Here is a 13,449-nt window from a genome sequence, read left to right as displayed (position 1 = left end):
ACTTGAACATACGCGTACGGATCTCCAAGCAAGTCTCGAAAGGCTCCTTCATGCCCCTGGCCCTGCTCGCCCTTGCCGTGGGCGCCTTCGGCATCGGTACGACCGAGTTCGTGATGATGGGGCTGCTGCCCGACGTCGCGGACGACCTGAACATCTCGATACCCAGCGCCGGCCATCTGGTGTCGGCGTACGCGCTGGGCGTCGTCATCGGCGCCCCGCTGCTGGCCGCGGTCACCGCCAGGATGTCCCGGCGCACGGTCCTGATCGGCCTGATGGGGCTGTTCGTCGTGGGCAACGCCCTGTCGGCCCTCGCGCCCGACAACGGCTGGCTGCTGGCCGCCCGCTTCCTGAGCGGTCTGCCGCACGGCGCCTTCTTCGGCGTGGGCGCCGTCGTCGCGACGAACATGGTCGCCCCCGAACGCAAGGCGCGTTCGGTCTCGCTGATGTTCCTCGGCCTGACGGTCGCGAACGTCGCGGGTGTGCCGGTCGCGACCCTGATGGGCCAGCACCTCGGCTGGAGGGCGACGTTCCTCGGCGTCAGCGCCATCGGCCTGGCGGCGATCGCCGCGCTCGCGTTCCTCATCCCGCACGACCACGAGCACACCACCGCGAAGGGCCTGCGCGGTGAACTCGCCGCCCTGCGCTCCCTGCCGGTCTGGCTGTCGCTCGGCACGACCGTCGCGGGCTTCGGTGCCCTCTTCGCCGCCTACAGCTACATCACCCCGATGCTCACGGACGCCGCCGGCTACGCCGATGCCAGCGTCACCCTGCTGCTGGCGCTGTTCGGCGTCGGCGCGACCGCGGGCAACCTGCTGGGCGGCCGCCTGGCCGACCACTCCCTGCGCGGCACGCTGTTCGGCGGCCTCACCGCGCTGGTGGCGGTTCTGGCGCTGTTCCCGTTGCTGATGCGCACGGAGCTCACGGCCGCCGTGGCCGTGATCCTGCTCGGCATGGCGGCCTTCGCCACCGGCTCCCCGCTCCAGCTGATGGTCATGGAGAAGGCCTCCTCGGCCCCCTCCCTGGCCTCCTCGGCCAACCAGGCCGCCTTCAACCTGGCCAACGCCGGCGGCGCCTGGATCGGCGGCCTCGCGCTGGCCGCGGGCTTCGGCGTCACCTCCCCGGCGCTGGCCGGTGTGGCCCTGGCCGTCCTCGGCCTGGCCGTGGCGTCGCTGGCCTACGCGGTGGACCGGCGCCGGGCTCCGGTCGCCGGGCGCGAGCGGATCGTGGCGAGCCACGTCCCGCAGGAGGCCGAAGCGGTGCACCACTGACGGCTCCTTCCGCGCGGCGGCCCGTGGGATCACCTCCCGCGGGCCGCCGCCGGCGTCTGCCGGGTCGCCCGGCGCCGCGGGACGACGACGGCGTCTGCCGCGTTGCCCGGCACGCCGCGGGGCGACGGCGGCCGGACCGGTGGGGGCGGACCGGTGGGGGCGGGCCGCTGGGGGCGGGCCGGTGGGGGTGAGACCTCGCCGGGACGGCACGCTCACTCCCGACCGGATCCGCCGCCTTCACGGCGGGTCACCTCCCCCCCGGCCGACTGTCGGCCGCGGCCTGACCACCTGTCAGTGCAGAGACCAGCTGACCGAGTTCGTCGAAGCGCCCGTCGAAGTCGTCGGAGTCCGTGGGCGGATCACCGCCCGGCCGGTGCACGTAGGCGGTGCGCATGCCGGCCGCCCGGGCACCCCGGAGGTCCCAGGCATGGGCGGCCACCATCAGCACGCGGTCCGGGGGGCACCCGGCGCTGTCGAGGGCCAGCCGGTACACCTCCGGCGCCGGCTTGTAGGCCCGGGCGGCCTCCGCGGACAGCGCCCGGTGCCAGCGCAGCCCGGCATATGCGTTGAGGTGCAGCAGCGTGCTGCCGCCGGCGTTGGACAGCCCGATGACCGGGAAACCGCGGGCGAGCCGCTCCAGCCCGGCGACGGCGTCGCCCCACGGGGGCAGTCGCCGCCCGGCCGTGGCGAGGCGGGCGATCGCCCCCTGGTCCGTGACTCCGGCCCGGTCGGCCACCCGCCGCGCGGCCTCGGCGTCCAGAACCTCGGTGCTCACGTACGGGCGGAGCCCCTGCCGGACGCGCTCCTGTTCCCGCCCGCAGTGCCGCTGCCACAGGGCGACGAGTTCGTCGGCAGCCGCCGCGTCCGGCACCCGCGTCGCCTCTTGTACGGCCGATCGGAGGCCGCCGGGCTCGTCGACCATGGTGCCGAGGACGTCGAAGACGACGACCTCGATGTCCCGGATCTCCGCCATGCGCTCTCCCGCGTCCCGTCCCCGGCTGCGTCACCACCTGAGCAGGTGATGATGGTGGCACCGCTTCTGTCACCGGTCAAGGTGGTGACGGCATGTGGGGGTCGGGTGCGGCGCCGGTCTACTGCTCCGGCTGGGTCGCGATCTGGATCAGGTTGCCGCAGGTGTCGTCGAAGACGGCCGTGGTGACCGGGCCCATCTCCAGGGGCTCCTGGGTGAAGCGGACGCCGAGGCCGCTCAGGCGCTCGTACTCGGCCCGGACGTCGCTGACGGCGAACTGGGCGAGTGGGATGCCGTCCGCGGCGAGTGCGTCGCGGTAGGGCTTGACGGCCGGGTGGCCGGCGGGCTCCAGAAGCAGTTCCGTACCGCCGGGCTCCTCGGGGGAGACGACGGTCAGCCAGCGGTCCGTCCCGCCCACCGGGACGTCGTACTTCTTCACGAAGCCGAGGATCTCGGTGTAGAAGCGGAGGGCCTTGGCCTGGTCGTCGACGAAGACGCTGGTCAGGTGGATCCTCATGACGGGCTCTCTTCCGGTCCGGAGGGGTCGGGCACCGGCCATCGCTCGGTGATCTGCCGGAGCGGGGCCGTGTTCAGGTCGTGGAACTTGCAGCGGCCCTCCCGCCTCGTCTCGACGAGCCCGGCGGCCTCCAGCACCGCGAGGTGCTGGGAGACCCCCTGGCGCGAGATGCCGAGCCGGTGCTTCATGCTCAGCCGCGAGCAGATCTCGAACAGTGTCTGCCCGGACTGCTCCGCGAGCTCGTCGAGGATGGTGCGACGGGTGGGGTCGGCCAAGGCTTTGAAAAGGTCGTCGGCCACGACCCCAGAATAGGCAAGTGTGCACTTGCCTATCAAGCCTTCCGGCCTTCCGGCCTTCCGGCCTTCCGGCCTTCCGGCCTTCCGGCCTTCCGGCCTTCCGGCCTTCCGGCCTTCCGGCCAGTCCCGTCAGCCGGCCCCTCTCGTAAGCCGGTACCTACCGTCAGCCGGCCCCGCCCGTCAGAGCGACTCCCGCCACCCGTTCGTGATCGGCAGCCGACGGTCCTTCCCGAAGCCCTTCGGGGAGATCTTCGTGCCCGGCGGGTACTGGCGCCGCTTGTACTCGGCCGTGTCGACCATGCGCAGCGTCTTCGCGACCAGCCCCGCGTCGAACCCGGCCGCCACGATCTCGTCGGCTCCCCGGTCCCGGTCGACGTACAGCTCCAGGATCGCGTCCAGCACCGGGTAGTCGGGCAGCGAGTCGGTGTCCACCTGGCCCGGGCGCAGTTCCGCGCTCGGGGGCTTGCTGATGGAGTTCTCGGGGATCGGCGGGGTCTGGCCGCGTTCCCGGGCGGCGCGGTTGCGCCACTCGGCGAGGCGGAAGACCGACGTCTTGTAGACGTCCTTGATGGGGCCGTACGCCCCGACCGAGTCGCCGTAGAGCGTCGAGTAGCCGACCGCCAGCTCCGACTTGTTGCCCGGGGCCAGGACGATGTGGCCCTCCTGGTTGGAGATCGCCATCAGCAGCGTGCCGCGCAGACGCGACTGGAGGTTCTCCTCCGCCAGGCCCGTGAGCCCCACGGAGCCCATGTAGGCGTCGAACATCGGCTCGATCGCGACCGTGCGGTAGTTCAGACCCGTGCGGCGGGCCAGTTCGGCGGCGTCGTCCTTGGAGTGGTCCGAGGAGTACTTCGACGGCATCGACACGCCGTACACGTTCTGCGCGCCCACCGCGTCGCACGCGATCGCCGCGACCAGCGCCGAGTCGATACCGCCCGACAGGCCGATCAGGACCGACGTGAAGCCGTTCTTCGCGACGTACGCCCGCAGGCCGACGACCAGAGCGGAGTAGACCTCCTCGTCGTCCTCCAGACGGTCCGCGTAGCCGCCCGTGAGCTCGGGCTCGTACGCGGGCAGCGGCTCCTCGGAGAGCACCACGCGGTCGATGCGCAGCCCGTCGTCGACCACGCCGGTGGGCGCGTCCGCCGAGGCGGCCGGCAGGTCCAGGTCCAGGACCACACAGCCCTCGGAGAACTGCGGCGCCCGCGCCACGACCTCGCCGTCCTTGTCGACGACGATCGAGTCGCCGTCGAACACCAGCTCGTCCTGGCCGCCGATCATGGCCAGGTACGCCGTGGTGCAGCCGGCCTCCTGGGCCCGCTTGCGGACCAGCTCCAGGCGCGTGTCGTCCTTGTTGCGCTCATAGGGGGAGGCGTTGATCGAGACCAGCAGGCCCGCCTGCGCCGAACGGGCGGCGGGGACGCGGCCGCCGTCCTGCCAGAGGTCCTCGCAGATGGCCAGGGCGACGTCCACGCCGTGCACCCGCAGCACCGGCATGCTGTCGCCGGGCACGAAGTAGCGGAACTCGTCGAACACGCCGTAGTTCGGCAGGTGGTGCTTGGCGAAGTTCAGGACCACCTCACCGCCGTACAGCACCGCACCCGCGTTCTGCGGCGCGCCGGCCGGCTGGCCGTACTTCGGCTGGGCGGTCGCACTGCGGTCGAGATAGCCGACGATCACCGGCAGCTCTCCGAAGCCCTCGTCGGACAGGCGCGCCGCGAGCGCGCGCAGCGCCGCCCGGGAGGCCTCCACGAAGGACGACCTGAGCGCCAGGTCCTCGACGGGATACCCGGTCAGCACCATCTCGGGGAACGCCACGAGATGCGCTCCCTGTTCGGCGGAGTGCCGGGTCCAGCGGACGATCGACTCGGTGTTCCCGGCGAGGTCGCCGACGCCGGCGTCGATCTGGTTCAGGGCGAGACGTAGTTGAGGCACGCCGCCCAGTGTAATCGTCAGTGCGACACAATGGGGTGGTGTGAGTCACCCCACACCACCCCGCACAACCCGTCGTCCCCTTGTGGAAGTCAGCCGCGCCGGTACGACTCCACGTAGCCCTTCGCGGGTGAGCCCACGCCGGTGACGTCGTCGTAGCCCTTCACGGCCGCGAGCGAGCTGTCCTTGCCGAGACTGCGCACGGACGTGGACAGACCGCCGGTGGCGTCGTAGCCGTTCACGAAGTCCACCCGGGCCACGGCGAGGCCGGAGCCCGTCGGGTCGTCGGTGACGTCGTGGTACACCTTCGAGCCGGCCTTGGCGTAGATCGCCGGGTTGGCGAAACCGATCGCCTTGCCGCCGCGGGCCTCCTGCGCCAGTGCCTGGATGGCCGCGATCGTCGGGGCCGCGAGCGAGGTGCCGCCGATGCGGTACTCGCTGTACGCCTGCGTCCTGCCGTCGGGCGAGGTCTGCGTCTGCCCGACCAGGAAGCCGGTGTTCGGGTCGGCGATCGCCGCGATGTCCGGCACGACCCGGTTGCCGTCCGCGCTGTTGGCCTTGGCCAGCGCGTCCGGTACCACGCCCTGCTGGTAGAAGGGCTCGGCGACGGTCTTGCTGGTGCCGCCGCCCGCGCCGGAGGTGAAGGCGCCGGGGAAGTCCGTCCAGCTCTTGCCGTCGGCCGACAGGTTCGCCTTGTCGGTGCCCCAGCCGGTCTCCCACAGGTACGTGTTGTCCTTGCCGACGGCCAGCGAGGTGCCGCCGACCGCGGTCACCCACGCCGAGTTGGCCGGGGAGTCGACCTGCTTCGTCCCGGAGCTGGCGACCTCGTCGCCGTCGTCGCCGGAGGAGAAGTAGAAGCCGATGCCCTCGACCGCGCCCAGCTGGAAGACCTGGTCGTAGGCGGCCGCGAGGTCCGGGGTCTGCGCCGCCTCGACCTCACCCCAGGAGTTGGAGACGATGTCGGCCAGGTGGCTGTCGACGACCTTGCCCAGCGCGTCGAGCAGATCGCCGTCCATGCAGGAGGCGGCGCCGACGTAGGTGACATCCGCGGCCGGGGCGACCGCGTGCACCGCCTCGACGTCCAGGGTCTCCTCGCCGTACCAGCCGGAGGCCGAGCAGTCCTTCGTGTTCGTGTACTTTTTCGGCAGCGCCTGGTGCAGCTGGCCGGTCTTCCACGCCGCGTCGCCGTTGCGCTTGGCGTAGGTGCCGGCGTCGTAGGCGATCGTCGGCGAGGCGTACGCGTCGGTGATGGCGACCCGGACGCCCTTGCCGGTGCGCGTGCCCGCGCCGTAGGCGGCCCGCAGCTGCTTGCCCGTGTAGCCCTTGACGGCGTACGGGATCTTCTTGCCGTAGGCGTCCGGGAGGGTGCTCGCGGTGTTCGAGCCGTAGTACGAGGAGAACGGTCCGGCGTTGCGGAACACGGTGTCCGGCGGCGGGAGTTGGTCGTCGTGCGTGGCCATGTGCGGCGCGTTGTCCAGCCCGGTCACGGTCAGGACGGCGTCGGCCAGGCTCTGCGGCACGGACGCGGTGCTCGCCGGGGCGCGGTACGTCTTCGAGCCCTTGGCGAAGTTGTGCAGCCGGGTGCCGAACGCCTTCTCGGCGGCGGCCACGTCACCGCTGACGGAGACGTAGTGCCGGGTGACGCCGGTGACCTTCAGGCCCGACGCCGTCAGCCAGGACTTCACGGCCGCCACCTGGGCCTTGGTCGCACCGAAGCGGGACTGCGCCTGCTCGGCCGTCAGGTACGTGCCGTACGAGGACGAGTCCGGGTCGGAGACGGCCTTCGCGTAGGCGGCGAGGCCCGCGGCGTCCTTGCCGGCCAGGTAGACCCGGGCCGAGACCTGGGCACCGTCGGAGGTGGCGCCCCTGTCCGCGCGAGCCGTGGCCCACGCGGGGCGGGTCCCGGACAGCAGGTCACGGAGCGGGTGGTCGGCGGCGTGCGCCGCGGGTATGCCGAGCGCCAGCGCACCGGCGAGCATCGGCAGTGTCGCTGCCATGCTCACCCCGGCGCGCACCGAGGCGCGGTTGGATCTCATGGAACCCCCTGTGCGGTTCGTCGCGAGTGGATCACTCGACGGTCGCCACTCTCGCGATGAACCGTTCATGCAAGGGAATTGCGCAGCCCAAGAAGCGCTCTACGCAGACCAAGAAGAGCCCAAGAGGCCGCCGGGCGGGGCGATTTGAGGCTTACGCGCCCCTCCGCTAGGACCGCGGTGCGGCGCCGCGCTCCTTGAGCATGTCCGCCATCAGCCGGATCTCCGACTGCTGCGCGTCCACCATGCCCTGCGCGAGCCGCTTCTCGACACCGACCACGCACCGGTCCACGCAGCCCTCGGCCATGTGGACGCCGCCCTGGTGATGGTCCGTCATCAGCTGGAGGTAGAAGACCTCCGCCTGCTTCCCGCTGAGCTCTCCGAGCTTCTTCATCTCGGAGTTGGTCGCCATGCCGGGCATCAGCGCGCCGTCCTTGGCGGAGGCCATGCCGCCCATGTCCATCCAGGTCATCGGCGGCTTCGAGGACACCTTGGGCAGGCCCCACAGGTCGAGCCAGCCGAGCAGCATGCCGCGCTGGTTGGCCTGCGTCTGCGCGATGTCGTAGGCCAGGCGCCGGACCTCCTCGTCCTTGGTGCGGTCGCGCACGATGTACGACATCTCCACGGCCTGCTGGTGGTGCACCGCCATGTCCCGGGCGAACCCGGCGTCCGCGGAGTCGGCGGAGGGCGTCCTGCCGCTGCCGTCGTCCCCCGCGACGGCGTAGGTGATCGCACCGGCCGCGACGAGCGCCGTCGCCGCGGCCCCGGCGATCAGGCCGGCCTGCCTCACTTGGACAGCCCGTTCGTGCAGGCGGCACCCGGCTCGGGGGTCTGCTCGCCCTGGACGAACTTCTCGAAGAACTTGTCCACGTTCGGGTCGCTCGCGCCCGTCACCGCGCGCTGGTGACCCCACGCCGAGAGCATGATCGGGTCCTTCTGGTCGTCCATCGGGCTCATCAGCGTGTACGGCGTCTTCTTCACCTTCGCCGCGAGCGCGTCGACGTCGGACTTCTTCGCGGCGGCGTTGTACGTCACCCACACCGCGCCGTGCTCCAGCGAGTGCACGGCGTTGGTGTTCTTCACCGGCTCGGTGTAGACGTCGCCGTTGCAGTTCATCCAGACAGGGTTGTGGTCGCCGCCCACCGGCGGTTCGGAGGCGTACTTCACGGCCTTGGTGACGTGGTTGCGGGCCAGCTTCCCCTCCCACGTCTTCACGCCGTCCTTGCCCGTCACGAACCTGCCCTTGCCGGAGGAGTCGCTCGCGGCCGCGGTGTCACTGGCCCCGTCGTCCTGGGACCGCACGAGCACGACGCCGCCGACGACGAGTCCGGTCACGATCACGAGGCTGGCCGCGATGGTGAGGATCCGGCCGCGGCGCTCACGGGCCTGCTCGGCGCGCCGCATCTCCTCTATGCGAGCCTTGCGTGACGTGCTGGCCTTCTTGGCGGAGCCCATGGGGTGTCCTTCGTGGGAAAAGTGACGGTCGGGTGGGCTGATCGTAATGGGGGAGACGGGGCGCCTCGTAGAGCGGCCGCGGGAATGGGCCGAATCGATACGGCACCGACAGGTGGACGACAGCTTCACCGCTCCCGGAGCCGCTCGCCCGCGCTCTCCCGCCGGAAAATTTGAACCGCGGATTCCCATTACTTACGCTGCCCGCATGCGGCTGCTGCGCTCCACCGACCTCGCCCTGCGGGTCCTGATGCGGCTCGCCGTCGCGGGCGGGTCGAGTCCGACGACCCGGGACGTCGCGGACGGCATGGACGTGCCGTACACCCACCTGGCGAAGGTCGTCGCCGAGCTCCAGCACATGGGCCTGCTGCAGGCCCGCCGCGGCCGGGGCGGCGGCCTCACCCTCACCGAGCAGGGCCGTACGGCCTCGGTCGGCGCCGTGGTCCGCGCCTTCGAGGGCGGCGGCGACGTCGTCGACTGCGAGGGCCCCACCCCCTGCCCCCTCAACTCCGCCTGCCGCCTGCGCGGCGCCCTGCGCCGGGCCCAGGAGGCGTTCTTCACCTCACTGGACCCGGTCACGGTGGAGGACATCGTGGCGGAGCCGACGGGCGCGCTGCTGCTGGGGATCTCGCGGGGTCCCGGCCCCGGTGACGTCTAAGGGGTCCTTTCACCATGAGCGTCCGATCAGGGCGCGTGGTCTGGTGCCGTGCATCGCAAGGCGCCGGGAAGCCCTTGTAGCGGAGCTACTAGGGCTTTTCGGCAACGCGGCGAGGTGCGGTGCCAGGCAGCGCGACCCGGACGGGCATGGTGAAAGGACCCCCTAAGCCTGCCCGGCCAGCCACAGGTCCGGGCCGAACACCTCGTAATGGATGTCGGCGGGGGCCACGCCCTTCGCGATCAGCTGGGTCCGCACCGCCCGCATGAACGGGAGCGGGCCGCACAGGTACGCGCGCGTGCCCGGGGCGAGTGCGACGCCGGTGAGGTCGGCCAGGCCGGTGCGGGCGCCTGCGGGGGCGTCCTGCTCATACCAGAGGTGGACGGCCGCGTCGGGGAGCTTGGCCGCCCAGGCCTCGTGGTCGGCGCGCAGGGCGTGGGCCGCGGGGGAGCGGTCGGCGTGCACGACGGTGACCGGGGCGCGGTGCCCGGAGCCGGCGAGGTGGGCCAGCATCGCGGTCATCGGGGTCACACCGATGCCCGCCGAGGCCAGCAGCAGGGGCGTGTCGGGGCCGGCGTCCAGGACCAGGTCGCCGTACGGCTCGGACAGCTCCAGGACGTCGCCCACCCGCACGCGCGCGTGCAGGTGGTTGGAGACCTCTCCGTCGGGGGCGCCGGTCTCGCGCACGCGTTTCACGCTGATCTGCCGCAGGTCCGGTCCGGGCGCCCCGGAGAGGCTGTACTGCCGTATCTGCCGGGCGCCGTCGGCGAGGGCGACACGCACGGAGACGTACTGGCCGGCCAGGAAGTCCCGCACCGGGCCGCCGTCGACAGGCCGCAGCCGGAACGTGGCGACGTCCGCGGTCTCGGTGACCCGCTCGACGACCTCCCAGGTCCGCCAGGTGTGCCCGCCGCGCTCCTCGCGCAGCCGCTGCTCCACGGCGATCAGCGCGTTCGCCATCAGCCAGTAGACCTCGTCCCAGGCGGCGGCGACCTCGGGCGTGACCGCGTCGCCCAGCACCTCGGCGATGGCCGCGAACAGGTGCTCGTGGACGATGCCGTACTGCTCCGGCGTGACGCCGAGCGAGGCGTGCTTGTGGGCGATGCGCTGCAGCATGGCGTCCGGCCGCTGCTCCGGGCGGTCCAGCAGGTGCGTCGCGAAGGCGGCGACGGAACCGGCCAGCGCCTGGCGCTGGGTGCCGGCGGCCTGGTTGCCCCGGTTGAACAGGTCCCGCAGCAGCTCCGGGTGGGCCGCGAACAGCCCGGCGTAGAAGCGCTCGGTGATCGTGCCGAGCGCCGCGCCGACGGCGGGGAGTGTGGCGCGGACGGTGGCGGCGGACTGCTCGGACAGCATCAGGGCTCCTCAAGGCTCGACTGTACGCACGCTAGTTAAAGTTGCATATGAGATGCAAATTAAGCGTGTGGCGCAGCGCAAGGAACCGGCCGTTACGGATGCCGGTGCGAGCAGGCACTATGGGCGTCAGAGCAGTTCACCTGCCGTACGTGAGGCGTTCGATCCCGGGCCGGCCGGGCGATCATGGTCCGCAACGCGTACGAAACGGAGGTGTGGTGGGATGCTCAGGTGCCCGACCGCCTCCCGTGGTACGGAAGAGAAGGCGGCCTGACCAGCAAGGATGGGGAAGCGGAAGATGGACAAGCAGCAGGAGTTCGTGCTCCGGACGTTGGAGGAGCGCGACATCCGGTTCGTACGCCTGTGGTTCACGGACGTGCTGGGCTTCCTCAAGTCCGTCGCCGTGGCCCCGGCCGAACTGGAGCAGGCCTTCGACGAGGGCATCGGCTTCGACGGCTCCGCGATCGAGGGCTTCGCCCGGGTCTACGAGTCCGACATGATCGCCAAGCCGGACCCGTCGACCTTCCAGATCCTGCCGTGGCGCGCGGAGGCCCCCGGCACGGCCCGGATGTTCTGCGACATCCTCATGCCGGACGGCTCCCCGTCCTTCGCCGACCCGCGCTACGTGCTCAAGCGCGCCCTCGCCCGCACCTCCGACCTGGGCTTCACCTTCTACACCCACCCGGAGATCGAGTTCTTCCTGCTGAAGGACCGCCCGCTGGACGGCTCCCGCCCCACTCCGGCCGACAACTCCGGCTACTTCGACCACACCCCGACCAACGTCGGCATGGACTTCCGCCGCCAGGCGATCACCATGCTGGAGTCCATGGGCATCTCGGTGGAGTTCTCCCACCACGAGGGCGCGCCGGGCCAGCAGGAGATCGACCTCCGCTACGCCGACGCGCTGTCCACGGCCGACAACGTCATGACGTTCCGCCTCGTCATGAAGCAGGTGGCCCTGGAGCAGGGCGTGCACGCGACGTTCATGCCGAAGCCGTTCTCGGAGCACCCGGGCTCCGGCATGCACACCCACCTCTCCCTCTTCGAGGGCGACCGCAACGCCTTCTACGAGTCGGGCTCGGAGTACCAGCTCTCCAAGGTCGGCCGCTCCTTCATCGCGGGCCTGCTGCGGCACGCGGCGGAGATCTCCGCGGTCACCAACCAGTGGGTGAACTCCTACAAGCGCATCTGGGGCGGCGCGGAGCGCACGGCCGGCGCGGGCGGCGAGGCCCCCTCGTACATCTGCTGGGGCCACAACAACCGCTCGGCGCTCGTCCGCGTCCCGATGTACAAGCCCGGCAAGACGGGCTCGGCCCGGGTGGAGGTCCGCTCCCTCGACTCCGGCGCGAACCCGTACCTGGCGTACGCGCTGCTGCTGGCCGCGGGCCTCAAGGGCATCGAGGAGGGCTACGAACTCCCGCCGGGCGCCGAGGACGACGTCTGGGCCCTCTCCGACGCGGAACGCCGCGCGATGGGCATCGAGCCGCTCCCGCAGAACCTCGGCGAGGCCCTGACCCTCATGGAGCGCAGCGACCTCGTCGCCGAGACCCTCGGCGAGCACGTCTTCGACTTCTTCCTGCGCAACAAGCGGCAGGAGTGGGAGGAGTACCGCTCGGAGGTCACGGCGTTCGAGCTGCGGAAGAACCTTCCGGCCCTGTAGGTCCCTTCCGCCCGGGCCGGCGGGCATCCGCCGGCACCGCTCACACCGACGCGTTCTCCGACGCCGTCGTCCAGGCGAATCCGTCCGGGTCGGTGAACGGCCCGGCGTCCGCGGCGATGGTGAGGCGGTGGGAGCCCGTGCCGTCGGGGGCGACGCCGGCGACCTTGGCGAGGCCGCGGCGCTTGTAGAGGGCCAGCTTGACGGGGCCCCCGGTGGCGAACTCGACGTACTTGCCGCCGAAGCTCTTCCCCACGGCCAGACCGTGCTCGACGTAGAACTGCTTGCTGGCCTTCACGTCCTCGACCCCGAGCAGCAGGACGAACTCGTCGACCTGCCGGGTCGCCGGGCCGGTGTTCTTCTTCGACGAGGACGCGAGCTGCCAGATCGTCCCGTCGGGCGCCTGGACGACGCCCCCGTAGCCCCAGAGCGACTTGGCGGCGGGCTTCAGCGTCGTCGCCCCGGCCTGCACGGCCGCGTCGAGCAGGGCGTCCACATCGGCCGGCTGGGCGACCACGAGCGACAGCGTGAACCCGCGGAAGCCGGAGGTCGGTGCCTCCGACGCCCGCAGGCGCAGCCGGTCGCCCAGACCGAAGGCGGCGGCGTAGAAGCGTTCGGCGGCGGAGGGGTCGGCCACCTCAAGGGTGACGGATGCGATGGAAGTCATGACAACGACGCTAATCGCGCTCCGGCACCCCTGCTTCTCGATTCCTGACCGGTTCCCCCGGGGGCCTCAGGCCTGCTGCCGCTTCAGGTCCGCCAGCAGCCGGTGCAGCGGCTCGGTCGCCCGGCGCCGGTACTCCTGGACCGCCCACCCGTTGCCGTCCGGGTCCTGGAAGTGCATGAACGTGGCGCCGTCGTCCGGCGAGTACTGGACCGGCTCCGAGACGTCGAGGCCGCGGGCGACCAGCTCCGCGTGGGCCGCCTTGATGTCGGCGACGCACAGTTGCAGGCCCTGGTAGGAGCCCGGCGCCGGGGTGGGGCCGGGCGTCATCTCCCAGATGGACTCGCCCAGGGCGATCGAGCAGCCGGAACCCGGCGGTGTCAGCTGGACGATCCGCATCCCGGGCATGACCTCCTGGTCGATGTCCACGTGGAAGCCGACCTTGTCCCGGTAGAAGTCCCGGGCGCGGTCGATGTCGGTCACGGGCAGCGGGATGACTTCGAGGGTGATGTCCATGGCGTGACTCCTTCGTCCGGCCTCATGAGAACCGATCACCTCGTCCGGCTGACGCGGGCTGAAACCGACTGAAGCCGGCTGAACGGCTCCCCCTCACCGAAGCCGAAAACGGTGTGCGGCGCCACCGAGTAGACGGCGG

13 protein-coding genes are annotated in these 13,449 nt (G+C 71.4%); 3 read left to right on the top strand and 10 right to left on the bottom strand.

Annotated features, from left to right (window positions below):
* Window positions 1-50 precede the first annotated feature (50 nt).
* Complete coding sequence (locus RFN52_RS11230) at window positions 51-1,268, top strand: MFS transporter (protein ID WP_184845625.1); 1,218 nt, start codon at window positions 51-53, stop codon at window positions 1,266-1,268.
* Window positions 1,269-1,515: 247 nt separating this feature from the next.
* Here RFN52_RS11230 and RFN52_RS11225 read toward each other — a convergent pair whose 3' ends face one another.
* From RFN52_RS11225 to RFN52_RS11195, 7 genes are all read right to left on the bottom strand, one after another.
* Window positions 1,516-2,241, bottom strand: a complete 726-nt coding sequence (locus tag RFN52_RS11225) for a haloacid dehalogenase type II (protein WP_184845623.1) — start codon at window positions 2,239-2,241, stop codon at window positions 1,516-1,518.
* A 118-nt stretch (window positions 2,242-2,359) separates the two neighbouring features.
* Window positions 2,360-2,755, bottom strand: coding sequence for a VOC family protein (locus tag RFN52_RS11220; RefSeq protein ID WP_184845621.1), 396 nt, complete (start codon window positions 2,753-2,755; stop codon window positions 2,360-2,362).
* Complete coding sequence (locus tag RFN52_RS11215) at window positions 2,752-3,054, bottom strand: ArsR/SmtB family transcription factor (protein WP_184845619.1); 303 nt, start codon at window positions 3,052-3,054, stop codon at window positions 2,752-2,754. Before RFN52_RS11215 ends, RFN52_RS11220 begins: the two co-directional genes overlap by 4 nt.
* A 177-nt stretch (window positions 3,055-3,231) precedes the next feature.
* Complete coding sequence (locus tag RFN52_RS11210) at window positions 3,232-4,986, bottom strand: NAD+ synthase (protein ID WP_184845617.1); 1,755 nt, start codon at window positions 4,984-4,986, stop codon at window positions 3,232-3,234.
* Between the two features lie 89 nt (window positions 4,987-5,075).
* The gene (locus RFN52_RS11205) at window positions 5,076-7,019 is read right to left on the bottom strand and encodes a S53 family peptidase (RefSeq protein ID WP_184845615.1); all 1,944 of its coding nucleotides are present in this window, start codon (window positions 7,017-7,019) and stop codon (window positions 5,076-5,078) included.
* A 166-nt stretch (window positions 7,020-7,185) separates the two neighbouring features.
* Complete coding sequence (locus RFN52_RS11200; protein ID WP_184845613.1) at window positions 7,186-7,806, bottom strand: DUF305 domain-containing protein; 621 nt, start codon at window positions 7,804-7,806, stop codon at window positions 7,186-7,188.
* Window positions 7,803-8,471: a thioredoxin-like domain-containing protein gene (locus tag RFN52_RS11195; RefSeq protein WP_184845611.1), complete on the bottom strand. Its 669-nt coding sequence runs from the start codon at window positions 8,469-8,471 to the stop codon at window positions 7,803-7,805. Before RFN52_RS11195 ends, RFN52_RS11200 begins: the two co-directional genes overlap by 4 nt.
* Before the next feature lie 205 nt (window positions 8,472-8,676).
* Between RFN52_RS11195 and RFN52_RS11190 the strand changes: the two genes are divergently transcribed.
* Complete coding sequence (locus RFN52_RS11190; RefSeq protein WP_107454585.1) at window positions 8,677-9,126, top strand: RrF2 family transcriptional regulator; 450 nt, start codon at window positions 8,677-8,679, stop codon at window positions 9,124-9,126.
* Between the two features lie 162 nt (window positions 9,127-9,288).
* On the opposite strand, the gene RFN52_RS11185 is transcribed toward RFN52_RS11190, so the two are convergent.
* Entirely contained in the window at window positions 9,289-10,476 is a 1,188-nt protein-coding gene (locus RFN52_RS11185; RefSeq protein ID WP_184845609.1) for a globin domain-containing protein, read from the bottom strand.
* A gap of 295 nt (window positions 10,477-10,771) precedes the next feature.
* Between RFN52_RS11185 and glnA2 the strand changes: the two genes are divergently transcribed.
* The gene (glnA2, locus tag RFN52_RS11180) at window positions 10,772-12,133 is read left to right on the top strand and encodes a gamma-glutamylpolyamine synthetase GlnA2 (protein WP_033312643.1); all 1,362 of its coding nucleotides are present in this window, start codon (window positions 10,772-10,774) and stop codon (window positions 12,131-12,133) included.
* A 40-nt stretch (window positions 12,134-12,173) separates the two neighbouring features.
* On the opposite strand, the gene RFN52_RS11175 is transcribed toward glnA2, so the two are convergent.
* Entirely contained in the window at window positions 12,174-12,797 is a 624-nt protein-coding gene (locus RFN52_RS11175; RefSeq protein WP_184845607.1) for a VOC family protein, read from the bottom strand.
* Between the two features lie 66 nt (window positions 12,798-12,863).
* Complete coding sequence (locus RFN52_RS11170; RefSeq protein ID WP_184845605.1) at window positions 12,864-13,310, bottom strand: VOC family protein; 447 nt, start codon at window positions 13,308-13,310, stop codon at window positions 12,864-12,866.
* Window positions 13,311-13,449 lie beyond the last annotated feature (139 nt).

Origin of the sequence: Streptomyces collinus (assembly GCF_031348265.1) — a bacterium.
In the GTDB taxonomy this organism is placed as follows: Bacteria; Actinomycetota; Actinomycetes; order Streptomycetales; family Streptomycetaceae; genus Streptomyces; species Streptomyces collinus.
Note: the sequence above shows the minus strand (reverse complement) of the source record. Positions and strands in the feature narration are given on the sequence as shown.

What these genes read in the sequence shown, in the direction of transcription:
- RFN52_RS11190 (WP_107454585.1), top strand. Translation starts at nt 8,677, where the DNA reads ATGCGGCTGCTGCGCTCCACCGACCTCGCCCTGCGGGTCCTGATGCGG.
- RFN52_RS11185 (WP_184845609.1), bottom strand. Translation starts at nt 10,476, where the DNA reads ATGCTGTCCGAGCAGTCCGCCGCCACCGTCCGCGCCACACTCCCCGCC.
- RFN52_RS11170 (WP_184845605.1), bottom strand. Translation starts at nt 13,310, where the DNA reads ATGGACATCACCCTCGAAGTCATCCCGCTGCCCGTGACCGACATCGAC.
- RFN52_RS11220 (WP_184845621.1), bottom strand. Translation starts at nt 2,755, where the DNA reads ATGAGGATCCACCTGACCAGCGTCTTCGTCGACGACCAGGCCAAGGCC.
- RFN52_RS11225 (WP_184845623.1), bottom strand. Translation starts at nt 2,241, where the DNA reads ATGGCGGAGATCCGGGACATCGAGGTCGTCGTCTTCGACGTCCTCGGC.
- RFN52_RS11195 (WP_184845611.1), bottom strand. Translation starts at nt 8,471, where the DNA reads ATGGGCTCCGCCAAGAAGGCCAGCACGTCACGCAAGGCTCGCATAGAG.
- RFN52_RS11175 (WP_184845607.1), bottom strand. Translation starts at nt 12,797, where the DNA reads ATGACTTCCATCGCATCCGTCACCCTTGAGGTGGCCGACCCCTCCGCC.
- glnA2 (WP_033312643.1), top strand. Translation starts at nt 10,772, where the DNA reads ATGGACAAGCAGCAGGAGTTCGTGCTCCGGACGTTGGAGGAGCGCGAC.
- RFN52_RS11230 (WP_184845625.1), top strand. Translation starts at nt 51, where the DNA reads ATGCCCCTGGCCCTGCTCGCCCTTGCCGTGGGCGCCTTCGGCATCGGT.
- RFN52_RS11205 (WP_184845615.1), bottom strand. Translation starts at nt 7,019, where the DNA reads ATGAGATCCAACCGCGCCTCGGTGCGCGCCGGGGTGAGCATGGCAGCG.